Here is a 22,006-nt window from a genome sequence, read left to right as displayed (position 1 = left end):
CAGAGGAACCGCCATGAACATCTCCACCGCCCGCCTCGGCCAGGCCGCCGGCGTGGCTGCCGCTGCAGCCGGAGCCATCTACATCGCCGTCCAGGTCAACCACCCCGCCATGACCGTCGAGTCGGCCACCACGACCGACTGGGTCGTCCGCAACGCGGCCAAGACCGCCATGGCCGCGCTGGCCCTCGCCGGGATCACCGGCATCTACCTGCGCCAGCACGCCAGGGCCGGGCTCGTCGGCCTCGTCGGGTACCTCGTCCTCTCCGCAGGCTTCCTCATGATGTTCGCCACGACGTTCATGGCCGCGTTCGCCCTGCCCACGACGGCCCGCACCGACCCCGCGTGGACCGGTGACGTGATCCAGGCGGCCTTCCACGGCAGCGCGGGCGGCGACATCGGCGCCCTGACCACCGTCTTCGCCGTCACGGGTGTCGCGTACGTGCTCGGCGGTCTGCTGTTCGGCGTCACGACGTTCCGTGCCGGCATCCTGAGCCGGTGGGCCGCGGTGCTGCTCGCCGTCGGCAACGTCTCCACCGCAGCCCTCGCCGTCCTGCCGCAGTCGTTCAACCGGCCCCTCGCCGTCCCCACCGGCCTCGCGCTCATCGGCCTCGGGATCTCCCTGTGGCGCGACCAGCACACTGCGGCGGGCGCGGTCACGACCCCGGCCCCGCAGGGCCGGCCCGCCGCGTCGGTCCGATGAGACACGCCCACGACGCCCGGGACATCGCCCTGACCTGCACACGCAGGTCGGGGCGATGGTGCGACCGGACCCCGAGCGGCCCGGCCGCTAGCTGCCGGTGGGCGTGACCGGCGACACCGTCGGCAGCCCGAAGCCGTCGACGAAGACGTTGACGGTGGCGGTACCGGCCCGGGCGAAGCGGAACTGAACCGGCAGCAGCCGGCCGGCTCGGACGTCCACCTTGAGGTCGACGAGCTCGAGGTGGGTCTGCCCCGGGTACTGCATCGAGACGACGCCGTGCGCGGGGACCGGCACGTTGACAGGGCGTTCGGCACCGTCGGCGCCGTCGCGCAGGATGGTGCGCGTGGCGTAGCTCGTGGACACGGCCACGAGCGTGTCGGCCTGGCTCCCGTCGTTGGCGAGCGTCGTGAACAGCCCGGTGCTCGTCGCGGCCAGCACCTTGCGCTCCTCCGGGGCGTCGATGCGGGTCGCGAGCAGGCGGATGTCGCCGACCTGGGCGTTGACGCTGTTGCCGCGCGCCGGGTTGTCGATGCGGGCCTGGGTGCTGTCGGGCTGGCTCTCGCAGGCGGCGGCCACCAGCGCTGCCGGGAGGAGCGCCAGGGCCACGAACGCCGTCCGTGGTCGTCGCCGCCGGGAGCGGACTGCGCTCCGGGTGCCGCGCTGCCGGGCTGTGGGTCGGTGAAACGCTCTCAATCTGCTCATCTCCCGTACGGTGCCTGGTCAGTAGTCGACGGGGTCGCGGACGATCGGGCAGGTCATGCAGTGACCACCCCCGCGGCCGCGTCCGAGCTCGGCCCCGACGATGGTGATGACCTCGATGCCCGCCTTGCGCAGCAGCGTGTTGGTCACGGTGTTGCGGTCGTAGGTGAACACCACGCCCGGCTCCACGGCGACGGCGTTGTTGCCGCTGTCCCACTGCTGGCGCTCGGCCTGGTAGACGTCGCCGCCCGTGTCGATGACGCGGATCGAGGGCAGGCCGAGGGCGCCGGCGACGACGTCGACGAACGCCGCGCTGCCCTCGTCGACGACCTCCACCCCGGGTGCCTTGTCGGTGGGGAGCAGCGTGAACGTGTGCACCGCGTCCATGATCGTGCGGTAGAGCGTGACGACGTCACGGTCGACGAACGTGAAGACGGTGTCGAGGTGCATCGCCGACCTCAGCCTCGGCATGCCGGCGACGACGACCCGTTGGGCCGCGCCCTGGCCGAACAGTGCCGCGGCAACCTGCGTGATCGCCTGGCGCGAGGTCCGCTCGCTCATGCCCATGAGGACGACACCGTTGCCGACCGGCATGATGTCGCCGCCCTCGAACGTGGCCTGGCTCCAGTCCTTCTCGGGATCGCCCCACCAGACCGTCGACCCGGCGTAGTCGGGGTGGAACTCGTAGATCGCCTTGTAGATGAGCGTCTCGTCGTGGCGCGCCGGCCAGTACAGCGGGTTGAGGGTGAGGCCGCCGTAGAGCCAGCAGGTGGTGTCGCGGGTGTAGAGGGTGTTCGGCAGGGGCGGCATCAGGTACTCGCGCGCGCCGGTGTGCTCCCGGGCGAGAGCGATGTAGCCGGTGCGGTGGTCCTCGGGCAGGTCGTCGGTAGCGAGCCCGCCGATGAGGAACTCCGCCAGCTCGCGGGGCGCCAGCGACTCGAGGAAGGCGCGCGTGCCCTCCACGAGCCCGAGCCCGACGTGGTTCGGCTCGATCTTGCGGTCCAGCAGCCAGTCCCGCGCCGTGGAGTCCTTCAGGGTCTCGGCGAGGAGGTCGTGCAGCTCCACCACCTCGACGCCGCGCTGGGTGAGCTTGTTGACGAAGTCGGCGTGGTCGCGCTGGGCGTTCTCGACCCACATCACGTCGTCGAAGAGCAGGTCGTCGCTGTTGGTGGGGGTGAGCCGGCGATGCGCGAGGCCGGGGGCGCACACGAGCACCTTGTGCAGCCGGCCGACCTCTGAGTGCACTCCGTACGTCGTCGCTGGGCTGGTCATCCGGTCGCCTCTTCTCGGTGGGGTCAGATGGTGATGCGCCCGGTGACCAGGCCGACGACGCCGGCCACGCCACCGAGGACGATGAGGACGAAGAGCGCGAGCTCGGAGGGCGTGAACAGCCGCCGCCCCTGCTCGCTGCGAGCCTTGATGTAGAGCAGCGAGGCCGGGGCGAGGATCACGGTCATGAGGAGCACGAACTTCAGCCCGGCGGCGTCGAACAGGAAGATCGTGTACGCGGTGGCGACGCCGGCGACGACGGTCTCCCTGCGTCGGGTCCTCGGCGCCACGTCCTCGTAGCTCTCACCCGTGAGCCCGAGCTTCAGGGCGTAGGCGGCCGCGAGGAGGTAGGGCAGGAGGGCGAGGCTCGTCGAGAGGTCGAGCATGAAGTTCAGGGCGTCGTCGACGAAGAGCGTCAACGAGAGCAGCGACTGCACCCCGATGGAGGTGACGACGAGCGCCGTGATCGGGGTGCCCTTCGCGTTCTCGTGGCCGAGGAAGCGGGGGAAGTCGTCCTGACGGGCGGGGATGAACATGACCTCGGCGGCCATCAGGGTCCAGGCGAGGTAGGCCCCGAGCACCGACACGATGACGGCGACGCTGATGAACACCTCGCCCCAGTCGCCGACGACCGAGCGGAAGACGCCGATCATCGACGGCTGGCGCGTCGCCGCGAGCTCCGGCTGGGGCACCACGGAGTAGCTCGACAGGGTCACCAGCGCGAAGATCGACAGGACGCTGAGGAAGCCGAGCACCGTTGCGCGGCCGACGTCCTCGCGGCGCCGGGCGTACCGGGAGTAGACGCTGGCCCCCTCGATGCCGATGAAGACGAACGTCGTGATGAGCATGGTGTTGCGGACCTGCTCGTTGAGGTTGCCGAGGTCGCCGTAGCTTCCGGCCGTCCAGTTGTCGGCGAAGACTCCGGCGTCGAAGTTGACGAACATCACGACGATGAACACGAGGATCGGCAGGATCTTGAACACCGTGACGATGCGGTTGATGACCGCTGCGTCACGCACGCCCCGGGCGATCAGGTAGTGGAAGAACCACACGCCGGCACTGGAGAGGCCGACGGCCAGGACGGTGGCGCCGTCGCCGAAGCCGCTGACGAAGGTGCCGAGCGTGGCGCTGATGAACACCCAGTAGAAGGTGTTGCCGGCGACGGCACTGGCCCAGAAGCCGATCGCGGAGTTGAAGCCGGCGTAGTCGCCGAACCCTGCCTTCGCATAGATGAAGACGCCGGAGTCGAGCTGGGGCCGGCGGATCGCGAGGCTCTGGAACACGAAGGCCAGCATCAGCATGCCGGTGCCCGCGACGGCCCAGGCGATGAGGGAGCCGAGGATGCCCGTGGCGACGCCGAACCGCGCCGGGAGCGAGAACACCCCGGCGCCCACCATGCTGCCGACCACCATCGCGGTCAGGGTGGGCACGCTCATCCTGGCGGCAGCAGGCTCTCCACCCTCCGTCGTCCCGGCCGTCCCAGCCGTCCCGATCGGCACGTCCGCCTGGGTCGAGGGGCTGCCCCCCGAGCCGGCGGACGGGACTCGCAATCCGTCTTCCTGAGTGCTCATGCGACCTCCTCGGCTGGCACTCGTGATCGACCTACGAGCAGGTGGGCATGCGCACGACGCGGTGGCGCCCCTTGCGCGCGTGGGGCGGCGCCGCGACAGGCGGCGAGCCGGGCCCGGTGACTGAGGCATTCATGACGGCAGCGTGGAGCATCTGCGGTCCTGTTGTGCGGCAAGCCGATTCGAGGCCGAAGCGGGTCGGCGTGGTGGGGGAGGGGCTGGTGCGGTGGCGCGGCCCATCCACGACCCGAGGCGTCCTGCCGGACGCGTGAGGCGATGGTTTCATCACGGCCTCCTCGAGCAGCACCCCTCGTGCCGCGCGCCTCACCAGCATGAACCCCGACGGGCGGTCGGATCAACCCTCACATTCTGGGTGGACGTCGCGTCACCGGACGGCGCCCGACGTGGCAGTTTCGGTGGGGATGGGTACTTCCACGACGTGAGCGCAACCGGGCGCGACGGCGAGGGGATCGGTCATGCGGCGCAGGACGTCGCAGACCTCATCCCTGTCGTGCGGCGCATCGTGGGCGCTCGCCTCGGGTCACACCCGGCAGCAGAGGATCTCGTGCAGGAGACCCTGGCCCGGGTCCTGGCAGCCTCCGACACGATCGAGCCGGGCATGCTGCAGCCGTACGCCATCGCGACGGCACGCAACGTCGTCGCGAGCCTGTGGCGGGAGGAGGATCGCCGGCGCCGCAACCAGCACCGTGTCGTGGACCTCAGCACGCCCGAGCTGCCCGAGGACCACCTGGTGGGCGGGGAGGACCACGGCGCGATGACACGCGCGCTGGCCCACCTCAGCGAGCAGGAGCGAGAGCTGCTGATCGACCACGAGGTCGAGGGCGCGACCACCCGGGCCATCGCCGAGACGGCCGGCAGCACTGCGGGGGCGGTCGGCGCCCGGCTCAACCGCGTCCGGGCCCGGCTGCGCGTGGAGTACCTGCTCGAGCTGGAGGACGCCACGACCGTGACGGACCGGTGCCGGCCGGTCCTGCTCGCGCTCAGCGGTGGGGACCAGCGTCGACAACGTGAGGTCGGCGTGGCCCAGCACGTGCTCGAGTGCGACCTCTGTGCGCGACTGAGCGAACCGCTCCTCGAACGAGGACAGGGCCGCGACGACGACACGGTGCGCATCGCGATCGAACGGGACGCCGACATCGTCCGGGCGCGCGGGGCGGCCCGGGAGCTCGCCTCGCGGCTCACCTTCGGGGCCACCGAGCTGACGCTCATCGCGACGTCCGTCTCGGAGGTGTGTCGCAACATCGTGCGGTTCGCCGGCAGGGGCGAGGTCGTCATCGAGCTGGTCGAGCAGGACCGGCGCGGACTCCGGGTGACCGCCCGCGACGGTGGTCCCGGCATCGCGGACGTCGATCGGGCGATGAGCGACGGGTTCAGCACGTACGGCGGCCTGGGGCTCGGCCTTCCGGGCGTCCGGCGTCTCATGGACGACTTCGCCGTGCTCAGCGGGACCGGGCACGGCACCACGGTGACCATGACCAAATGGGAGAGGACCTGACATGGAGGACCAGCACACCGACGGCGGCCGTGAGGAGAGCGGCGGGGGCGAGCACCTCCTGTCGCAGCTCGTCGCGCACCTGCGCGAGCACCGGACGCGGCTGCGTGAGGAGTGGGCCGAACGCATCCACCAGGCCCATCTCCTCAACGCCATGACACCGCAGGAGATGGCGGCGGAGACGACCTCCGTCTACGACAACTACGTCGAGGTGCTCGAGACCGGCAGCGTCGAGGCGCTGCAGCACTACGCCCGTGACCTGTCCGAACGCATCATCCCGCGCGGGGTCGAGACCCACGAGGTCGTCGGCATCGTGCTGCTGCTGCGCGACGTCCTGGCGCGCTCGCTGTTCGAGAAGTACCAACGCGACTTCGCGCTGCTCAACGAGGTCCTCGACGCCTACGAACCGGCGGCGAACCGCATCGCGAACACCGTCGCCGTGAGCTTCGTCGACGAACGCGAACGCGTCATCCGCCAGCAGCAGGACTCGATCCGCGAGCTGTCGACGCCGGTGCTGCCGGTGCGCGAGCGGCTGCTGATCCTGCCGATCATCGGCGTGCTCGACAGCGAGCGCGCCCGACAGCTCACCGAGCAGCTGCTCACCGGCATCCGCACGCACCGCGCCAAGGTCGTCGTCATCGACATCACCGGTTCTCCCGACGTCGACCAGGCGGTCGCCAACCACCTCGTGCAGACGGTCGACGCGTCACGCCTCATGGGTGCGAGCGTCATCATCACGGGACTGTCGCCGAAGATCGCCCAGACCCTCGTGACCATCGGGGTCGACCTCAGCAAGATGAACACCATCGGCGACCTGCAGGGAGGTCTCGAGGAGGCGGAACGACTGCTCGGCTTCAGCGTGATCCGGAAGGAGGTGGGCACCAGCTCGTGAACGGCGGTCCCGCTCTCGTGTCGATCATGCGTCAGGGTCACACCCTGATCGCATCGATCCACACCGCTCTCGACGACTCGGAGCTCGCGCGCTTCGAGCGGGACCTCGTCGACCGCATCGGCGAGCACCGGTCGCGCGGGGTGCTCATCGACGTGGCGGCACTCGATGTCATCGACTCGTTCGCCGCCCTGACGCTGCGCCGGATCGCCGAGATGGCACGGCTGCGTGGAGCCCAGACGGTGATCGTGGGGATCCAGCCCGAGGTGGCCTTCACCATGGTGCGGCTCGGGCTCGGGCCGGGGCACGTGCCGACGGCGCTCGACCTCGAGGAGGGTCTGCTCCTGCTCGCGACGCTCGTGCAGCCCGCCCCGTTCGACGCGCCCCGGGACGTCGACCCCGAGGAGCGCCGGTGACGCGGCTGCCGGCGGACCCGGACGAGCTGGACCGGTTCGCCCGCAACTACCGCCCGCTGCTGCTGCGGTTCCTGCCCCAACGGGCCGAGGAGGTGCGAGCGGAGGCCTACGACCTGGGCCGTGCCGCCTTCGCCGACGGCGTCGCCCTGCTCGACGTGTGCCGGATCCACCAGGAGGTCACCGGCGAGGTGCTGTCCGACGCCAGGCCCGACGAGGTCGTGCACGTTCACGCCACCTCCGGCGAGCTGCTCCTGGAGCTGCTCGCCGCGTACGAGATGACGCACCGGGCAGCATCCGGACGCTGACCCGCGCACGGGACGCCTTGGGTGCCGGTGCATGACGCGGCGACGGCGCCGGCCCTCGGAAATGCGTGGCGGTGCCGGCCGCGCGTCCGAGCGTGGGTGCCGGGCCGACTGGCCCGAACCGGCTCCGTCCGCCGTCCACGAGGCCGCGTCATGCCGGGCGGGTCTCGGCATCGTCAGTGGTGACCGACGGCCCACCCGGCCTTCCCGCACGAACCAGGAGAAACGCCCATGAAGTTCGCCTCCAAGCTGTACGCCAGCGGCGCCGCCCTCGCGACGACGGCCGCGCTCGGACTCGTGCCCGCTGCCGCCGCCTCCGCCGCACCGTCTGCGGCACCGGCCGCGCCCGCCGCGTCGACCCCGAGGGCCAGCGCGTCCTCGACGATCAACCAGGTCATCTCGGGCGTCGGCACCTTCACCGGCTCCTTCACGCCCACCGGCTTCAGCAACCAGAACGGCGCCCTCGGCGTCACGGGGCTCGTGACCGGCACGCTCACCAGGCTCGACGGCACCGTCGTGCCGGTGTCGCAGACCGTCACGACGACCGTCCAGAACGCGACGACGGCGGGCTCGTGCGACATCCTCAACCTCGTCCTCGGGCCCCTGCACCTCAACCTGCTCGGCCTCGTCGTCGACCTCAACCAGGTCGTCCTGAACATCACCGCGCAGTCGGGCGCCGGCAACCTGCTCGGCAACCTGCTGTGCGCGGTCGCCGGGCTGCTCGACGGCAACGGCGTCAACGGTCTCGCCGCCCTCCTGAACCGCCTGCTCGGACTCTGAGCGACGCGGCCCCTCACTGCCTCCGCGCCGGCGTCCGGAGGCAGGGGCGGCGCGGCCTGCTCCCCCCGCTGCGCCGCCACACGCGGCACCCCGCGACCGATCGGCTCGGTCGCGGGGTGCCGTGCCCGGGCCCGCGGTACGCCGGTGACCAGCGCTTCCGCCGCGGAGCCCGGCCAATCCATCCATCAGACCCACCACGGGCTGTCCCCTCGGCACACTGGGAAGAAGACCCGGCTCGGGGGCGACACCCAGGAGCGAACGCATGCGACCCCTCACCAGGACCGACCCGGTGGGCGCCCTCGTCCTCTACACCGGGCGCGCGGACCCCGTCCTCGTCACACGCCCCGATGCCGTCGACGCCGGCCGCGTCCTGGGCGAGCACCACCCCGGCACCGTCACGGACGTGGACCCCGTGGACGGTGTGTGCGTGTCCTTCCTCGGGCTCGAGGACGAAGACGTGTGCCGTGCCCGGTTCGCACCGGACGCCGACGGTCACGTCCCGGGTCTCGTGCACGTCTCGGGCGCCGAGTGGGAGGCCGCCCGGACCACCGGCTGGTGGTCGAGCCTGGCCGGCTGACCGCGGTGCGGTCCGCGGCGCTCCCTCCGGCACCGTCGTCGGACCGCTGCGCGTCCCCCGTCAGAGGACGGTGGTGCCGTACATCTCGCCGAGCGGGTCGGCGATGAGCTCGAGCCGGGCGCCGTTGGGGTCGCGGAAGTAGATCGACGTGCCGCTCTCCTGGAGGTACTCGACGCCGGCGTCGTCGAGCCGGCCCCGGAGCCGCTCCCACGTCTGCGGCTCGACCGAGATGGCGATGTGGTGCAGGCCTCCGAGCACCTCCGCGTAGGGGCCGACGTCGAGCCCCGGGAAGTCGAAGAACGCCAGCAGGTTGCCGTTGCCGATGTCGAAGAAGAAGTGGTTCGAGCCCTTGTAGTCACGGTTCTCGAAGATCTCCGTCAGCGGGAACTCCAGGACGCCCTGGTAGAACCGGATGGTCTCCTCGACGTCGCGGGCGACGACGGCGAAGTGGTGCAGACCTCGCGCGCTCGAGACCGGGCGGCGCTCGGCGGGCTGGAGGTAAGCGCCACGGATCCGCTCGCGCTCGGCGTCGACGGCGGCGAGGTCGATCTCGGTCATGTGTGCCTCAGATCCTGAAGAAGATGTTGAGGAAGCGGTCCGCCATGGCGCGGTCGCCCCTGATCGTGCCCGCGTTGCTGCGCCCGAACGCCGTGAGCACGAAGCTACCGGGGTCGAACTCGAGGACGGTGAGGTCGGTCGCCTCCCCGGGAGCGTACGAGAACCCCGCTTCGGTCAGGGAGACGCGCGTGTCGCCGGCATGGGTACCGGACGTGATCCGGATGCCGATCTCGCACGCGTCGTCGGGGGTGACCGGCTTTGTCGTGTACTGCCACAGCACGAACATGAAGGGCGTGAGCAGGTCGGCCGCCTCGCCCGAGAGGCCGTGCGCGCGCCCGGTGCCCTGGCGGATGTCCCAGGAGTGGACGCCGTAGTCCATCAGCTGGAAGGCGGGGTAGAAGAACGACGGCAGCGGCCCCATGTAGAAGTGGGCCACCTGCAGACCGGTCCAGTCCTCGTCGGTCAGCTCGTCGAAGGTCTTCATCATCGTGTCGAAGTCGGTGCGCGCTCGCGCCACCAGCTCCCTACGTGGCAGGTCCCGGAGCGCCCGGGCCATCGTGTCGACGCGCTGGGCCATGCCGGGCAACCCGTACGCCGGTTCGACCTCGCGGTGGTTGCGCGCGGCGTCGAAGGCCACGAAGTACGCCTCGGTCGTGTCGACGAGGTGCCCGACGACGTCGCGGACCTCCCAGTGTCCGGCGCCGGTGGGCGCCGCCCAGGCCGAGTCCTGGTCGACGAGGGCGAAGAACTGCTCCGCCTCCTGCCGCACGACCCGCAGGATCGTGCTCTTGCCAGCCGGGGTCATGGCGTTCCAGTCGTCCATGCCCACACCTCCGCAGACGAGTCGGTGAGCGGTAGTTGCGCCTTCAACTCAGGCTAGTCCTGCAGGGGGCCGCCGCTCCAGTGCTCGCGACGGGTCATCTCGGCCACGGCCACCCGCCGCAGCCGCGTCAGCTGCTTGACCGGCTTGCCGAGGGGGACGACCGCGGCCACGGCGAAGGGCTCCGGGATGCCGAGCAGCCGTTTGAGGGCAGGCTCCTCGGCGACGGCCATCGTCGTGATGGTGCCCCCGAAGCCCTCGTTGCGGGCAGCGAGCAGGATGTTCCACACCAGGGGGTAGACCGACGCGCCCGCGACGACGCCGACGCGGTCGAGGTCCTGGTCGAGCGCGGCCACCGCGCGCAGGTCGACACAGACGACGAGGACCACGGCGGCGCGGCGCAGCGGCTCGGTGACCCAGCCCGGGACGACGGTCCGCGCGACCTCCTCCTCGGTGACCGAGCTCGGGGTCCAGGCGCTCCACGGGCCCTCGCCGGCGGCCCGCTGGGCGTGGTAGCGCCGGGCCCCCGGCTCGGTGATCTCGACCAGCCGCTCGCGGACGGCGGGATCGCGGACCACGACGATCTGCACGCCCTGGCGGTTGCCGCCGCTGGGGGCGAACCGCGCGTTCTCGAGGATCGTCTCGAGCACGGCGTCGGGCAGCGGGTCGTCGGTGAAGTCGCGGACGGCCGCCGTGGTGCGCATGACCTCGTACAGGTCCATGCGGGCACCATAGCCCCGCACGCGCGACCCGCGAGGGCCCTACGCGCGCAAGGGGCTCGGGACGGCGGTGCTCGGCACGACGGTCACGGGGCAGGACGCGTGGTTGAGCACGGCGCGGCTCACCGAGCCGAGCACCATGCGCTCGAGCGGGCCCAGCCGCCGCGACCCGAGGACGAGCAGCCCCGAGCGTCGGGAGTCCTCCTCCAGGGTGGGTGCCGCGGGGGTCTCGGGGGTAACGAGCTCGACCACGAGGTCGTGGGCCACCTGCCTGGCCAGCCCGGCGGCGTCGAGCGCAGCGCCACGAGCCATCTCGAACCGCGTCCGGGCCCACTCGTTGATCTCGTCCGGCGGCTGGTGCGCCAGCCCGGCCGCACCCTGGTTGAGCAGGGCCCACGCCGAGACGATGCGCAGCGGGACGCCCCACCTGGCAGCCTGGTCCGCCGCGAAGCGCACGGCAGCGCCGGACGGCTGCAGGTAGTCCACGCCCACCGTGACCGGACGCCGCCGGTCGGGTTCGTCGACGGCTCCGCGCACGACGGTCACCGGACAGTAGGCGTGCCGAGCCACCGACGCGGACACCGAGCCGAGGACCGCCGAGCCGAACGCCCCGTGCCCGCGGTTGCCGACGACGACCAGCCGTGCCTCCTCGGAGGCGTGGATCAGGGTCGACGCGGCAGCGCCGGCGATCTCGGTCAGCGTCACTGCGGCGTCGGGGAGGAACTTGGCGGCCAGCTGCCGCGCATCCTCGACACGGGCGTCGGGCAGGTGGTGCGGACGCGCGGGCACCACCGCGAGGGCCAGACCGATCGGCACCGCCCACGCATCGTGCAGCGGCAGGGCCGTGACGACCTCCAGGTGGCACCGGCGGTCGGCGGCCGCACCGGCCGCCCACTCGAGGGCCGCCGCGGCGCTCGCGGAGCCGTCGTAGCCGACGACGATCCGGGACCTGCGCGGCGGCGTCGACCTCTCCGCGTTCATCGGGGGTCCTCCTCGGCCGCTCCGGTGTGGACGCCGGGGCACCTCGTCACGGCGCTGGGTCCACTGTCGGGTGCGGGGCCCGGATCCGGTCGGGCCGAAGGTCCCCCGATCGCTGCGCCGCGGCCTGCCGGTGCAGCGGGCGGCGCACGCGCGGTGCACCAGGGCTTCAGGACCTCAGGGCTTGTGCCCCTCCACCGTCGAGTCGGCCGAGTGGTGGACGGCGACGTACACGGCGGCCTGGGTGCGCCGCTCCATGCCGAGCTTGGCCAGCACCGAGGTGACGTAGTTCTTGACGGTCTTCTCGGCCAGCGACATCGCCTCGCCGATCTGACGGTTGGTCTCCCCGGCCGCGACGTGGTCCAGCACGCGTCGCTCCTGCGGGGTGAGGGAACGCAGCCGTGGGTCCTTCTCCTGCCCGTCGGCCCAGCTGGCGCGCAGCCGGTGGGCACGCGCGGTGTCGAGCAGGTTCTCCCCGGCCGCCACCCTCTCGACCGCCTCGACGAGGCCGTTGCTGCGCACGTCCTTGAGCAGGAACCCGGAGGCGCCCGCGAGCACCGCAGCCGCCAGCGCGTCGTCGTCGTCGTAGGACGTGAGGATGAGGCACGCGATGGTCGGGTCGACGGAGAGGACCTGCCGGCAGGCCTCGATGCCGGAACCGTCGGGCAGCCTGACGTCGAAGACCGCGACGTCGGGGCGCAGGGCCGGGATCCGCCTGGCGGCCTCGGCCGCGAGTCCGGACTCGCCCACGACCTCGAAACCCGGGTTCGCCTCGAGCAGGTCGCGCAGGCCGCGTCGCACGATCTCGTGGTCGTCCAGCAGGAAGACTCTGATGGTCACGGCTCTCACCTCTCGTGTCGTCGACGGCTCCGTGACGGGCCCGTGCCCGTCGGCCGACGCCTCACCCGCGCGGGCCTCGACGCGTCGCGCCTCGGCCCACGGCCACCGGGGGCCGGAGGGGCACCGTCCAGCGCACCCGCGTCCCGCTCGGCTCGACCCCCTCGATGGTCAGCTCGCCCCAGCGCGTGGCCGCCCGGTGCTCGAGGTTGGCGAGCCCGCTGCGGCGTTCGGTCGAGGTCATGCCGACGCCGTCGTCGGCCACCTCGACCGTGAGGACGTCCCCGAACGACACGAGCACCGTCGCCGTGCTCGCCTCCGCGTGACGGGACACGTTGGCCAGCGACTCGCGGACGACGGCGAGGACGTCCGACCGAAGACCCTCGTCGTCCTCGTCCGGCTCGCCCCGAACCTCGAGGGAGGGCAGGAAGCCGAGCGTCGGGAACCACGAGGTCACGACGTTCTCGAGCTGGTCGACGAGGCTCCCGCCGGGGGCGACCGTGTGCAGCTCGAAGATGGTGGAGCGGATGACCTTGATGGCCTCGTCGAGGCTCGTGACGGCCTCGTCCAGCCGGGACCGCACCACCGGGTGCATGGCGAGCCGCGCCGCCGCCTGGAGGGAGAGGCCGGTGGCGAAGAGGCGCTGGATGACGTGGTCGTGCATGTCGCGGGCGATCCGGTCGCGTTCCTCGAGCATGGCCAGGTGCTGGCGGTCCTCCTGCGCGCGCGCCGCGACCAGGCCGAGCGCCGCCTGTCGTGCGAAGACCTTCAGCATCGACATGGCCCCCGCCGGGGCGTCGTCCTCGCCGTCGCGCCAGTGGACCAGCAGGTGGCCGATGGCCCGCTGGCCCGTGGAGATCGTCAGGAAGGCGGTCGGGACGTCGTGGTCGACGTCGGCCAGCCGCAGCAGCGTCGCGAGCAGGGGCTGCGCGGGGACCGGCCCCGGCAGCACCTGGTCCGCGCCCGCGGCCGCCGGCCAGTCCTCCTCCGTCTCCAGAGAAGGCCAGGACCGCCACGGCACCGGGCGCTCGGTCGGCTCCGCCTCGTACAGGGCGCGCACCCGCACCGTCGCGGTGCCCTCGTCGCGGAGGGCGACCAGCCCCAGCCGGGCCCCGGTGAGCCGGCACGCGTCCTTGGCGACCATCGTCAGGGCGGCATCCTCGTCATGACCCTCGAGCAGGCTCTGCGTCAGCTCGTTGACCGACTGTGCCCAGAGCCGCTGCTGCTGGCTGTGGGCGTAGAGGCGGGCGTTGTCGATGGCGAAGCCCGCCGCGCCCGCGAGGGCCACGAGCAAGGCCTCGTCGGACTCGGAGAACTCCTCCTGTCCCTGCCGCTCGGCGAGGTAGAGGTTGCCGAAGACCTCGTCGCGGATGCGGATGGGGGCGCCGAGGAAGCTGGTCATCGAGGGGTGGCCGGGCGGGAAGCCGCGGGAGTCGGGATGGGCCGAGATGTCGGTCAGCCGCTGGGGTCGCGGGTCGCGGATCAGCAGCCCGAGGATGCCGTGGCCCGACGGAGGGTCCCCGATCCGGGCGCGCTGCTCGGCGGTGACGCCATGGGTGATGAACTGCATGAGGTGCTCGCCGTCCGGGCCCAGGACCCCGAGAGCCCCGTACCGCGCGTTGACGAGCGCGCAGGCGGACCGGACGATCCGCTGCAGCACCTCGGAGAGCTCGAGGTCCTCGCTGATGGCGGTCACGGCGTCCAAGAGTCCCCGGAACTGTGCATGCGAGCGCTGCGCCGAGTCGGCCCTCGAACGGAGCTCGTCCATGAGGTCGTCGACGCGTACAGACCTGCCCTCAGCCCCTCGCCGCAGGCGACGATCGGGCTCGGCGTCCGAACCCATGGTTCGAGCATAGGCTTCCGCGGGCGGCTGGCGCCCCCGTTGTTGCGATGTTCCCGTCGCGACGCGCCACCGGCGCCGGATGGCCTCTCAGGAGCCACGGACGTCGAGCACGGCGACACCCGCGAACCGGCCCGCCGAGAGGTCATCCAGGGCGCGGTCGGCCTCCCCGAAGGGGTAGCTGACGACGTCGGCACGCACCGAGAGCGCCGTCGCCAGTCGCAGCAGCTCCTCGCCGTCCGCCCGGGTGTTCGCGGTGACGGAGGTGAGCCGCTTCTCGTGGAAGAGGTGCGCCTGGTAGTCGAGCGGCGGGACCTGGGTCACGTGGATGCCCGCGAGTGCCACGGTGCCGCCGCGGTCCAGGGCGGCCAGCGCGAGCGGGACGAGCTCGCCCGCGGGCGCGAAGACGATGGCGGAGTCCAGCGGCACCGGCGGCGCGTCGTACGGCCCGCCGGCCGAGGCGACCCCGAGGGAGAGCGCGAGCCGACGCGCCGACTCACCGCGTGTCAGGACGTGCACCTCGGCGCCCTCGGCCAGCGCGATCTGCGCGGTCAGGTGCGCGCTGGCGCCGAACCCGTAGATGCCGAGCCGGCCCCCGGGCGGCAGCGCGGCCCGGCGCAGCGAGCGGTAGCCGATGATCCCGGCGCACAGCAGCGGCGCCGCCTGCTCGCTCGGCAGCCCGGCGGGCAGGGCGTAGGCGTAGGCGGCGGGCGCGACGACGTACTCGGCGTAGCCGCCGTCGGCGTCCCAGCCGGTGAAGATGGCCTCCGGGCACAGGTTCTCGCGGCCCGTGCGGCACCACCGGCACGTGCCGCAGGTGCCGCGCAGCCACGCGAGCCCGACGCGGTCGCCGCTGCCGAAGGGGCCGCCACCGGGTCCGACCTGCACCACGTGCCCGACCACCTCGTGGCCGGGGACCACGGCGGGCCGGTGCACCGGCAGGTCCTCGTCGGCCACGTGGAGGTCGGTGCGGCACACGCCGCAGACCTCCACCCGCAGGAGCACCTCGCCGGGCCCGGGGGAGGGCACTTCACGCTCGCCGAGCCGGACGCGCTCACGGCGCCCCGGCCGGCCGGTCACCTCCCACGCCCGCATGCGCGACGGCCGCGGCCGGCCGTCCGAGCCCTCGTCGACTGCCATGTGTCCTCCCGCTCCGCCGTCGCCAGACTGCACCCGGGCCGTGAGCCGGGACAAGGCCTTTCGGCCCTTCTCCGACGCCGTGGGCCGACGAAGACTGGGCGGCAGGCGAAGGAGCACGTCATGACGAACCGCTCGGGCTCCGGGCCCGTCCTCATCGGGTACGACGGCCGTCGAGGCACCCACGCCGCCTTGGCCTGGGCGGCGCACGAGGCCGCCTCGCGCGGCCGGGCGCTGCACGTCGTCCACGCGCTGACCGGCGACGACGAGCCCCGCCCCGGGTCGAGCGCGGCGCACGAGGCCCAGGCGGCCACCGACGCGGCTCTCACGCTCGTCGAACGGCTGGCGCCCGGGCTCGAGGTGCACGCCGAGACCGTGGTCGGGCCACCCGCGCGCGAGCTCCTCTCACGGGCGCGCAGCAGTGCCGTGGTGGTGCTCGGGGGCCGGCGTGACGACGACGAGGCCCTGACCCGGGGCCATGCCGTCGCGGAGCAGCTCGCCGGTCGCTGCGGCTGCCCGCTCGTCGTCGTCCGGGACACGGCCCACCTCACCGCCACGCCGAGCTACGCCGGCCGGACGGGACACCGTCGGCGGGTGGCCGTCGGCGTCGACGGAAGCGGCTCGTGCGGTGCGGCGCTCGCGTTCGCCTTCGACCGGGCGAGCCGGCTCGGCCTCGGCGTCACCGTGCTGACCTGCCGGTGGCGTCAGGAGACGTGGCCGCACGGCGCCGACGCGGTGGACTGGGCGGCGCCCCCGCAGGAGGAGCAGGCTCGCCTCGTCGGCGAGGAGCTGGCCGGCTGGCGCGACACCTACCCGGACGTCGACGTCGAGACCAGGCTCGTCGGCGGGCACCCGGTCGACGCACTCATCGAGGAGTCGGCGGCCTCCGAGATGCTCGTGCTGGGCAGCCGCGGCTGCGGCGGGTTCGAGGGGCTGACCCTCGGGTCGGTGAGCCGCCGGGTGCTCACCCACGCCCGGACGCCCGTCGCCGTGGTGCCCTCCGAGCCGCGACCGGCACACTGACGCGCCTGGCCCGGTCAGTGGCCGGGAGCCGGGAGGCGCAGCGTGGCGCGGCGTCGACGGAGCGTGGTGACGACGAGGCGCTGGCGGCGGAGCAGCAGCCGGCGCTCCGGGTTGACGACGAGCCGGCCGCCCCGCACCACCAGGCCGGGCGCGTGCCGCAGGCGGTCCTCGATGCCCGCGAGCGTGCCGATCAGCTCACGGATCGACAGGGTCGACAGGTGCGGGACCTGCTCGTCGATGGCCGTGGACAGGTGCGGTGCGTGTGACATGCCTGACTCCAATGTCGTTCGGTCACGGTCGTTCGTCGTTCGGTCACGGTCGTTGGGACACAGCGGTTCTCGATCACGTGCGCCGTGGTGCGCCGCGCGGCTCAGACCTGGCGGGGCACGTTGCCGGTCAGGCTGAACATCCAGCGCATCACCTTGTGGCCGGTGTCGGCCGTCGGCTCGAACATGAGCGGGCAGCCGCCGTCGATGACGGTCATCCCGTGACCGCGACCCCACCGGGTCGCCTCCTCCGAGACGCTGCCGGCCCCGGGGCCGCGGTGCATCCACACCTGCTTGATGCCCAGCCCAGCGCACTCCTCGAGGGTGGCAAGCGCGTGGTCGGGACGCGTCCCGATGACGACGGCCTCCACGCCGCCGGGGATGGCCCCGAGGTTCGGGTAGGCGGTGTCGCCCTCGACCTCCGACGCGTTCGGGTTGACCGCGTAGACCTCGTAGCCGCGCGCTCGAAGCCGCTGGTAGACGGCGTTGCTGCCGTGCGAGGCGGGGGTGCGCGAGACGCCGGTGACGGCAACCCGCTTGTGGCTCAAGAAGTCTGCTGCGGCGTCGTTGATCGATGGCATGCGCTGCGTCCCCTCGCGGCGGCGCGTCCATCGCGCCGCTCCTCGACGCGTCCACGATCTCCCGGCCCGCCGCGCGCGGGCAGGGCCGAAGGTCCCGGTCAGGGGCCGGCGTGGATGGCGTCGCACGTCACGTGGTGCGCGTGGAGCCGGCAGATGACGCGAGTTTCCTTGGAGGCCAGTGCTGCTGGGTGGACGTGACCGTAGAAGCCCGGCTTGTCCGTGTACGTCCGGGTCAGGGCGTCGAGGTGCGCGTGGGCCCCGTCGCGCACGAGCTCCACCTCCCCGCGGATCTGCACGTAGCGCGACGTGTCGTCCGGGTCGACGACGAGCAGGCTGGCGCTCGGGTCGGCGAGAAGGTTTCGGCCCTTCTGTCGCTCGAGGGTGGTGTTGACCCGGGCGCACTCGCCGTCGGCGTCGAGCCACACGAGGCTCGACTGCGGACGGCCGCGGGAGTCCATCGTCGTGAACACGCCGCAGATCCCCCGACGCAGCAGGTCCAGGTGCGAGCGGGGGACCGGGCCGCCGGCGGCGGCCGGGACCGGCGGCGTCGTCGGCGGAGCCGACATTGAGCGTGGCCCACGGGCCGAGCCCGGATCCGTGGGTGGGTTCGGCTCGTCGTCGACCGCGACCACGTGCCGGGGCCGGATCCGGCACAGGACGGGGACCTCGCTCTGCGCGTAGTGCGCCGGGACGACGTCGCCGAAGTACCGGACCGGTCGTCCGACGTACGCGGAGGCGATGGCGTCGAGGTGCTCGCGGGCCCCGTCCTCGTCGAGACCGACGACGGTGCCCCGCACCTCGAGGTAGCGCAGCGGCCGGCGCGGGTCGTAGCCCAGCAGGCTCACCTGCGGACGGCGACGCATGTTGCGCTCCTTGGCGAAGCCTCGCATCGTGTTGACCCGCACCACCTCGCCGTCGAGGTCGCACCAGACGACGGAGGTCTGGGGGGAGCCGTCGCGCGCGACGGTGGTCAGTGCGGCGACGCGCGGGTGCTGCGCGAGGTCGGTGTGGGAAGCGGGGATCACGCCGGCGGCGTGACCCGCTCGCGGAGCACGGGCCGACATCCTCACCCCTCGAGGTTCGCGTCCTCGGGCCCCGGGCGTCAGGGGCGATGGTCCCTCGAGCCCGGGCGTGACTCGTGCGTCACAGCCGCGGTGACGCCGGTGTCGCCGCTTCTAGGCTGGAGGTGGCACCCGCGGTCGGTCGCGGTCACCCGCCGACGGCCCGTACGGAGCCCGGAGGTGATGGCATGCACACGGCGACGACATCCCCGGCCCACCCCGTCACCCGTCCCGGCGACGGAGCGAGGTCACTGTGGGCCGACAACCTCAAGGTCGTCCTCGTCGCCGGCGTCGTCGTCGCGCACACGACGATGGCGTGGACGCACGTGGGCAACTGGGTCTTCCTCGAGCCGCTCGTGCGTGACCCGCTCCTGTCGGTGCTGGCGCTGGCCACGGCGACCGTGGGCTTGTTCGGCATGCCCCTCTTCTTCCTCGTGGCCGGGTACTTCACTCCGACGTCGCTGTCGCGCAAAGGACTTCGGCATTTCGTGACCGACCGCGCCGTGCGTCTCCTCCTGCCGATGCTGGCCTTCGCGCTCCTGCTGAGCCCACCGATCGAGTTCGTCGACCCCCAGAACGCCGGCTGGACCGGTGGGTTCCGGGACTTCCTGCCGCACGTCCTCTGGGTGCCCGCACCCGGGCCGACCTGGTTCCTCGGCGTCCTGTTCCTGTTCTCGGTGGGGTATGCCGTCCTCCGACGCGTCCGGCCGCTTCGCGCGTTCGTGACGCGTGCACCGACGCTGCGGTCCCTCGTGGTGGTCGCCCTCGCCGTCGCGGTCGCGGGCTTCCCGATCATGGCGGTCGCGCCGCTCGGGCAGGAGGTCTGGCGCCTCGCCATCGCCCAGGCGCCCGCCTGGCTCACGGGCTTCGCGCTCGGCGTCGTGGCCCGCGAGCGCGGCTGGCTGCCGTTCGACCGCGAGCTCGCGCGGCGCATCCGGTGTACCGCGTGGCTGGCCCTGTCCGGGTGCGTCCTCGTGTTCGTCGTCGCCAGCGTCACGGGCACGGACCTGACGCTGCTGCTCGGCGGCGGCTCGTGGCAGTCCGCCGTCGTCGCGCTCGTCGAGGGCCTGCTCGTCGTGTTCGCCTCGCTCTGGGTCGTCGACCTGTTCGAGCGGAGGTTCGACGCGCAGGGCGCCCGAGGGGCGGTCCTCGGCCGAGCGGCCTACGGCGCCTTCCTCGTGCACCAGGGAGTGCTCGTGGCGCTGGTGCTGGCCTCGCACGCGGCGGCCTGGCCGCCCGAGGTGTCCTACCTCGCCGTCACCACCGCGGGGGTCGCGGGGTCGTTCGCCCTCGGCGTCCTGCTGGCGCACGTGCCCGGGATCCGACGCGTCGTGTGACCGGGTGGCGACCACCGTGCGCCGCGGCTTGGGTGCGCCGGACGGGGCGCGCGTCGCCCTCAGTCGGGGATGCCGTCGCCCGGGAAGCCGAGGCAGGGGAGGACCTCCACGGTCATCATCCCGGCCCGCACGCAGGGGTCGTCCGACATGAGCTCGTCGGCCTCGTCGGCCGGCAGGGCCAGCACGGCGATGCCGGCCACGGTGTCGGACAGGACGGGACACAGCACCGTGATGACGCCGTCGGCGCGCAGCGACACCATGCGCCGCTGGTGCTCCAGCTCGATCGCGTCGGCCCCGTCGCGGTGCCGGTCGGGAGCCCAGCGCAGCGTCGCGACGCTGTAGGGCCTGGCAGTGGCCGCCAGCTGCTGGATCTGCTCGTCCGTCACGGCGGCGTCCATCAGGGTCCCTTCACCGGGTCGGCTCCGGGTGCCTTGCTGACGTGGTCGCCGACCTCGAGACTGTCCCACAGCTCGCGGTCGACGCGGACCTTCGTGACCTCGCCGTCGGCGAGGCGCACCTCGAGACGGCGGTAGAGGTTTGACCCGTCGAGCAGGCCGCGGGACTTCCTGACGACGGTGCCGTTCCAGGACTCAGACATGTGCACGCTCCTTCCGGTCGGCGCCAGCGTGGTCGGTGACGCGTGAACCACTCTGGCGCCCCGGGCCAGCGCCGGCATCGGCCGAAGGTCGCGACCCACCCGTCCGAAAGTCGCGTGTCGGGCAGGCAGGCTGGTCCCGGCGTCCCGGTGTGCGGGCGCCGTGAGAAGCAGCCGCGCCTGGGTGCGCGGAAGGCCCGGGAACGCGGGTTCGCACCAGGAGTGCGTGCAGCATCGCGCACCCCTCGAGGAAACCCGCACTGCTGCGCCGGACGCGCACCGGTGCGTGGGTTCGACGCTCAGGCGCCGAGGGGAGCGCGGAGGTCCCAGCCCTCGAGGATGGCCTGGACGGCACGCCCCTCCGCCTCGTTGACGAGGACGGGAGCGGCGAGGTTGACCGACGTGCCCGACGCGCCGGGCGTCGCGACGACGAGGATCCGCGCCTGCTCGTCGGGCTCGAGCCCGATCGACGCGCTCGGCACGTCGACCTCGGGGGAGTAGGACGGCGCGTACACCGCGGCGTCGAGCACGAAGAGGCGCACGTCGGGCGCATCCGAGGGGCGCAGGCTGAAGACGCCCTCCGCGCCGTCGACCGCGTCGAGCTGGTAGACGGTGTGCGGCGCGAGGCCGGGCAGGGGCTGTTCGAAGACGAGGGTGCTCATCGCAGGAACTCCGTGAGGCTGGGCTGGAGGACCTTCGCCGTGACGGCGAGGGCGGCCTGGTAGGCGGTCTGTTGCAGCTGCAGGTCGAGCACGGCCTGACCGAGGTCGACGTCCTCGATCGCCGTGCGGCGCGAGGTCAGGGCGGTCGTGGCCTCGGTGGTGGCCTGGCTCGCGCGCTGGAGCAGGGCCGAGCGCGTACCGGCCTCGGCCCGCGCGGCGACGACGTTCTTCATCGCGCCGTCGAGGGCGCCGAGCCGGGCCGTCGGGTCGACGCCGGCGCGCAGGTCGGCGGCGATGTCGTCGAGGACCGTGAACGCCGATGTCGCGCCGGTGCCGAACGCGGTGCGCCCGTCGGTGTCGACGGCCACGGTGGTGTCGGGCCCGACCCGACGCGCGACGCTGCCGGCGGCGCCGTTGAAGGTCGGCGGGGTGCCGTCGGTGAACGCGGCGTCGGCGTCGGACGTGCCGGCGAAGACGCTGCGGCCGAGGTAGCGCGTGTTGGCCGAGGACAGCAGGTCGGTGCGCAGGCCGTCGACGACGGTCGCGAGGGCGTCGCGGGCGTCCTGGGTGAGCGACCCGTTGCCGCCCTGCACGACGGCGTCGCGCACCTGGCGCAGGAGGCCCGTCGCACCGTCGAGCGCGGAGTCGATGGTGGACAGCCAGGCGGCGCCGTCGTCGATGTTGCGCTGGTACTGGGCCTGCGCGGCGAGGTCGCCGCGGACGCGCAGCGCCTCGCCCGTGCCGGCGGGGTCGTCGGACGGCCGCGTGATGCGGGCTCCGGACGTGGCGGTCGACTGGGCGGAGGCCAGCCGCGACTGCCGCTCGCCGAGTGCGCGCTGCGCGGCGAGGGACATCGACTGGTCGGTCACACGGAGCATG

The 22,006-nt window shown here is 72.7% G+C and carries 26 protein-coding genes; 9 read left to right on the top strand and 17 right to left on the bottom strand.

Features of this window, described 5'->3' with window-relative positions:
* Positions 1 to 13: 13 nt before the first annotated feature.
* Complete coding sequence (locus tag RY076_RS22830; RefSeq protein WP_323102150.1) at positions 14 to 700, top strand: hypothetical protein; 687 nt, start codon at positions 14 to 16, stop codon at positions 698 to 700.
* A gap of 87 nt (positions 701 to 787) precedes the next feature.
* Here RY076_RS22830 and RY076_RS22825 read toward each other — a convergent pair whose 3' ends face one another.
* The 3 genes from RY076_RS22825 to RY076_RS22815 form a co-directional block, all read right to left on the bottom strand.
* Positions 788 to 1,306, bottom strand: a complete 519-nt coding sequence (locus tag RY076_RS22825; RefSeq protein ID WP_323102148.1) for a copper chaperone PCu(A)C — start codon at positions 1,304 to 1,306, stop codon at positions 788 to 790.
* Positions 1,307 to 1,420: 114 nt separating this feature from the next.
* Positions 1,421 to 2,671, bottom strand: a complete 1,251-nt coding sequence (locus tag RY076_RS22820; RefSeq protein ID WP_323102146.1) for an arginine deiminase — start codon at positions 2,669 to 2,671, stop codon at positions 1,421 to 1,423.
* Positions 2,672 to 2,694: 23 nt separating this feature from the next.
* Positions 2,695 to 4,104, bottom strand: coding sequence for a basic amino acid/polyamine antiporter (locus RY076_RS22815; protein WP_323102144.1), 1,410 nt, complete (start codon positions 4,102 to 4,104; stop codon positions 2,695 to 2,697).
* A gap of 571 nt (positions 4,105 to 4,675) precedes the next feature.
* On the opposite strand from RY076_RS22815, the gene RY076_RS22810 reads away from it, so the two are divergent.
* From RY076_RS22810 to RY076_RS22785, 6 genes are all read left to right on the top strand, one after another.
* Positions 4,676 to 5,752 carry a sigma-70 family RNA polymerase sigma factor gene (locus RY076_RS22810; protein ID WP_323102143.1) on the top strand — a complete coding sequence of 359 codons (1,077 nt, stop codon included), beginning with the start codon at positions 4,676 to 4,678 and terminating at the stop codon, positions 5,750 to 5,752.
* 1 nt (position 5,753) lies between these two features.
* Positions 5,754 to 6,641, top strand: coding sequence for an STAS domain-containing protein (locus RY076_RS22805; RefSeq protein ID WP_323102142.1), 888 nt, complete (start codon positions 5,754 to 5,756; stop codon positions 6,639 to 6,641).
* 26 nt (positions 6,642 to 6,667) lie between these two features.
* Positions 6,668 to 7,054: an STAS domain-containing protein gene (locus RY076_RS22800; protein ID WP_323102140.1), complete on the top strand. Its 387-nt coding sequence runs from the start codon at positions 6,668 to 6,670 to the stop codon at positions 7,052 to 7,054.
* Complete coding sequence (locus tag RY076_RS22795) at positions 7,051 to 7,359, top strand: phosphatase RsbU N-terminal domain-containing protein (RefSeq protein ID WP_323102137.1); 309 nt, start codon at positions 7,051 to 7,053, stop codon at positions 7,357 to 7,359. The genes RY076_RS22800 and RY076_RS22795 overlap by 4 nt, the downstream gene beginning before the upstream one ends.
* Before the next feature lie 228 nt (positions 7,360 to 7,587).
* Positions 7,588 to 8,136, top strand: coding sequence for an ABC transporter substrate-binding protein (locus RY076_RS22790; RefSeq protein WP_323102135.1), 549 nt, complete (start codon positions 7,588 to 7,590; stop codon positions 8,134 to 8,136).
* 262 nt (positions 8,137 to 8,398) lie between these two features.
* On the top strand, positions 8,399 to 8,713 hold the full coding sequence (locus tag RY076_RS22785) for a hypothetical protein (protein ID WP_323102132.1): 315 nt from the start codon (positions 8,399 to 8,401) through the stop codon (positions 8,711 to 8,713).
* 60 nt (positions 8,714 to 8,773) lie between these two features.
* Here the strand turns inward: RY076_RS22785 and RY076_RS22780 are convergent, their stop codons facing one another.
* The 7 genes from RY076_RS22780 to RY076_RS22750 all read right to left on the bottom strand — a co-directional run bounded on the left by RY076_RS22780 (position 8,774) and on the right by RY076_RS22750 (position 15,605).
* On the bottom strand, positions 8,774 to 9,271 hold the full coding sequence (locus RY076_RS22780) for a VOC family protein (RefSeq protein WP_323102130.1): 498 nt from the start codon (positions 9,269 to 9,271) through the stop codon (positions 8,774 to 8,776).
* Between the two features lie 7 nt (positions 9,272 to 9,278).
* Positions 9,279 to 10,094, bottom strand: coding sequence for a maleylpyruvate isomerase family mycothiol-dependent enzyme (locus RY076_RS22775; protein ID WP_323102127.1), 816 nt, complete (start codon positions 10,092 to 10,094; stop codon positions 9,279 to 9,281).
* Positions 10,095 to 10,147: 53 nt separating this feature from the next.
* Complete coding sequence (locus tag RY076_RS22770; RefSeq protein WP_323102125.1) at positions 10,148 to 10,813, bottom strand: nitroreductase family protein; 666 nt, start codon at positions 10,811 to 10,813, stop codon at positions 10,148 to 10,150.
* A gap of 39 nt (positions 10,814 to 10,852) precedes the next feature.
* Positions 10,853 to 11,791 carry a universal stress protein gene (locus tag RY076_RS22765; RefSeq protein WP_323102124.1) on the bottom strand — a complete coding sequence of 313 codons (939 nt, stop codon included), beginning with the start codon at positions 11,789 to 11,791 and terminating at the stop codon, positions 10,853 to 10,855.
* Positions 11,792 to 11,965: 174 nt separating this feature from the next.
* Entirely contained in the window at positions 11,966 to 12,628 is a 663-nt protein-coding gene (locus tag RY076_RS22760) for a response regulator transcription factor (protein ID WP_323102121.1), read from the bottom strand.
* Positions 12,629 to 12,689: 61 nt separating this feature from the next.
* Positions 12,690 to 14,321, bottom strand: a complete 1,632-nt coding sequence (locus tag RY076_RS22755) for a sensor histidine kinase (protein WP_323102118.1) — start codon at positions 14,319 to 14,321, stop codon at positions 12,690 to 12,692.
* A 234-nt stretch (positions 14,322 to 14,555) separates the two neighbouring features.
* On the bottom strand, positions 14,556 to 15,605 hold the full coding sequence (locus tag RY076_RS22750; RefSeq protein ID WP_413785819.1) for a zinc-binding alcohol dehydrogenase family protein: 1,050 nt from the start codon (positions 15,603 to 15,605) through the stop codon (positions 14,556 to 14,558).
* A 120-nt stretch (positions 15,606 to 15,725) separates the two neighbouring features.
* On the opposite strand from RY076_RS22750, the gene RY076_RS22745 reads away from it, so the two are divergent.
* The gene (locus RY076_RS22745; protein ID WP_323102115.1) at positions 15,726 to 16,625 is read left to right on the top strand and encodes a universal stress protein; all 900 of its coding nucleotides are present in this window, start codon (positions 15,726 to 15,728) and stop codon (positions 16,623 to 16,625) included.
* Between the two features lie 14 nt (positions 16,626 to 16,639).
* On the opposite strand, the gene RY076_RS22740 is transcribed toward RY076_RS22745, so the two are convergent.
* From RY076_RS22740 to RY076_RS22730, 3 genes are all read right to left on the bottom strand, one after another.
* Positions 16,640 to 16,894, bottom strand: a complete 255-nt coding sequence (locus tag RY076_RS22740; protein WP_323102113.1) for a hypothetical protein — start codon at positions 16,892 to 16,894, stop codon at positions 16,640 to 16,642.
* 101 nt (positions 16,895 to 16,995) lie between these two features.
* Positions 16,996 to 17,472: a CoA-binding protein gene (locus tag RY076_RS22735; protein WP_323102111.1), complete on the bottom strand. Its 477-nt coding sequence runs from the start codon at positions 17,470 to 17,472 to the stop codon at positions 16,996 to 16,998.
* A gap of 98 nt (positions 17,473 to 17,570) precedes the next feature.
* Positions 17,571 to 18,497: a TIGR03618 family F420-dependent PPOX class oxidoreductase gene (locus tag RY076_RS22730; RefSeq protein WP_323102109.1), complete on the bottom strand. Its 927-nt coding sequence runs from the start codon at positions 18,495 to 18,497 to the stop codon at positions 17,571 to 17,573.
* A 224-nt stretch (positions 18,498 to 18,721) separates the two neighbouring features.
* On the opposite strand from RY076_RS22730, the gene RY076_RS22725 reads away from it, so the two are divergent.
* Positions 18,722 to 19,870, top strand: a complete 1,149-nt coding sequence (locus tag RY076_RS22725) for an acyltransferase family protein (RefSeq protein WP_323102107.1) — start codon at positions 18,722 to 18,724, stop codon at positions 19,868 to 19,870.
* A 59-nt stretch (positions 19,871 to 19,929) separates the two neighbouring features.
* Here the strand turns inward: RY076_RS22725 and RY076_RS22720 are convergent, their stop codons facing one another.
* The 4 genes from RY076_RS22720 to flgL all read right to left on the bottom strand — a co-directional run bounded on the left by RY076_RS22720 (position 19,930) and on the right by flgL (position 22,005).
* Positions 19,930 to 20,268, bottom strand: coding sequence for a hypothetical protein (locus RY076_RS22720; protein ID WP_323102104.1), 339 nt, complete (start codon positions 20,266 to 20,268; stop codon positions 19,930 to 19,932).
* Positions 20,268 to 20,468: a DUF7489 domain-containing protein gene (locus RY076_RS22715; RefSeq protein WP_323102101.1), complete on the bottom strand. Its 201-nt coding sequence runs from the start codon at positions 20,466 to 20,468 to the stop codon at positions 20,268 to 20,270. Before RY076_RS22715 ends, RY076_RS22720 begins: the two co-directional genes overlap by 1 nt.
* A gap of 296 nt (positions 20,469 to 20,764) precedes the next feature.
* Positions 20,765 to 21,127 carry a flagellar assembly protein FliW gene (locus RY076_RS22710; protein WP_323102099.1) on the bottom strand — a complete coding sequence of 121 codons (363 nt, stop codon included), beginning with the start codon at positions 21,125 to 21,127 and terminating at the stop codon, positions 20,765 to 20,767.
* Complete coding sequence (flgL, locus tag RY076_RS22705) at positions 21,124 to 22,005, bottom strand: flagellar hook-associated protein FlgL (protein ID WP_323102095.1); 882 nt, start codon at positions 22,003 to 22,005, stop codon at positions 21,124 to 21,126. Before flgL ends, RY076_RS22710 begins: the two co-directional genes overlap by 4 nt.
* Between the last annotated feature and the right edge of the window lies 1 nt (position 22,006).

Origin of the sequence: Intrasporangium zincisolvens (assembly GCF_034724055.1) — a bacterium.
Taxonomy (GTDB): Bacteria; Actinomycetota; Actinomycetes; order Actinomycetales; family Dermatophilaceae; genus Monashia; species Monashia zincisolvens.
The sequence above is the reverse complement of the archived record's forward strand: the minus strand, read 5'-3'. Positions and strand labels throughout refer to the sequence as shown.

Bases quoted from the DNA above. Each gene is read 5' to 3' on its own strand.
- RY076_RS22830 (WP_323102150.1), top strand. From the start codon at position 14: ATGAACATCTCCACCGCCCGCCTCGGCCAGGCCGCCGGCGTGGCTGCC.
- RY076_RS22820 (WP_323102146.1), bottom strand. From the start codon at position 2,671: ATGACCAGCCCAGCGACGACGTACGGAGTGCACTCAGAGGTCGGCCGG.
- RY076_RS22815 (WP_323102144.1), bottom strand. From the start codon at position 4,104: ATGAGCGTGCCCACCCTGACCGCGATGGTGGTCGGCAGCATGGTGGGC.
- RY076_RS22805 (WP_323102142.1), top strand. From the start codon at position 5,754: ATGGAGGACCAGCACACCGACGGCGGCCGTGAGGAGAGCGGCGGGGGC.
- RY076_RS22800 (WP_323102140.1), top strand. From the start codon at position 6,668: ATGCGTCAGGGTCACACCCTGATCGCATCGATCCACACCGCTCTCGAC.
- RY076_RS22790 (WP_323102135.1), top strand. From the start codon at position 7,588: ATGAAGTTCGCCTCCAAGCTGTACGCCAGCGGCGCCGCCCTCGCGACG.
- RY076_RS22785 (WP_323102132.1), top strand. From the start codon at position 8,399: ATGCGACCCCTCACCAGGACCGACCCGGTGGGCGCCCTCGTCCTCTAC.
- RY076_RS22780 (WP_323102130.1), bottom strand. From the start codon at position 9,271: ATGACCGAGATCGACCTCGCCGCCGTCGACGCCGAGCGCGAGCGGATC.
- RY076_RS22775 (WP_323102127.1), bottom strand. From the start codon at position 10,094: ATGGACGACTGGAACGCCATGACCCCGGCTGGCAAGAGCACGATCCTG.
- RY076_RS22770 (WP_323102125.1), bottom strand. From the start codon at position 10,813: ATGGACCTGTACGAGGTCATGCGCACCACGGCGGCCGTCCGCGACTTC.
- RY076_RS22765 (WP_323102124.1), bottom strand. From the start codon at position 11,791: ATGAACGCGGAGAGGTCGACGCCGCCGCGCAGGTCCCGGATCGTCGTC.
- RY076_RS22750 (WP_413785819.1), bottom strand. From the start codon at position 15,605: ATGGCAGTCGACGAGGGCTCGGACGGCCGGCCGCGGCCGTCGCGCATG.
- RY076_RS22745 (WP_323102115.1), top strand. From the start codon at position 15,726: ATGACGAACCGCTCGGGCTCCGGGCCCGTCCTCATCGGGTACGACGGC.
- RY076_RS22740 (WP_323102113.1), bottom strand. From the start codon at position 16,894: ATGTCACACGCACCGCACCTGTCCACGGCCATCGACGAGCAGGTCCCG.
- RY076_RS22735 (WP_323102111.1), bottom strand. From the start codon at position 17,472: ATGCCATCGATCAACGACGCCGCAGCAGACTTCTTGAGCCACAAGCGG.
- RY076_RS22725 (WP_323102107.1), top strand. From the start codon at position 18,722: ATGCACACGGCGACGACATCCCCGGCCCACCCCGTCACCCGTCCCGGC.
- RY076_RS22720 (WP_323102104.1), bottom strand. From the start codon at position 20,268: ATGGACGCCGCCGTGACGGACGAGCAGATCCAGCAGCTGGCGGCCACT.
- RY076_RS22715 (WP_323102101.1), bottom strand. From the start codon at position 20,468: ATGTCTGAGTCCTGGAACGGCACCGTCGTCAGGAAGTCCCGCGGCCTG.
- RY076_RS22710 (WP_323102099.1), bottom strand. From the start codon at position 21,127: ATGAGCACCCTCGTCTTCGAACAGCCCCTGCCCGGCCTCGCGCCGCAC.
- flgL (WP_323102095.1), bottom strand. From the start codon at position 22,005: ATGCTCCGTGTGACCGACCAGTCGATGTCCCTCGCCGCGCAGCGCGCA.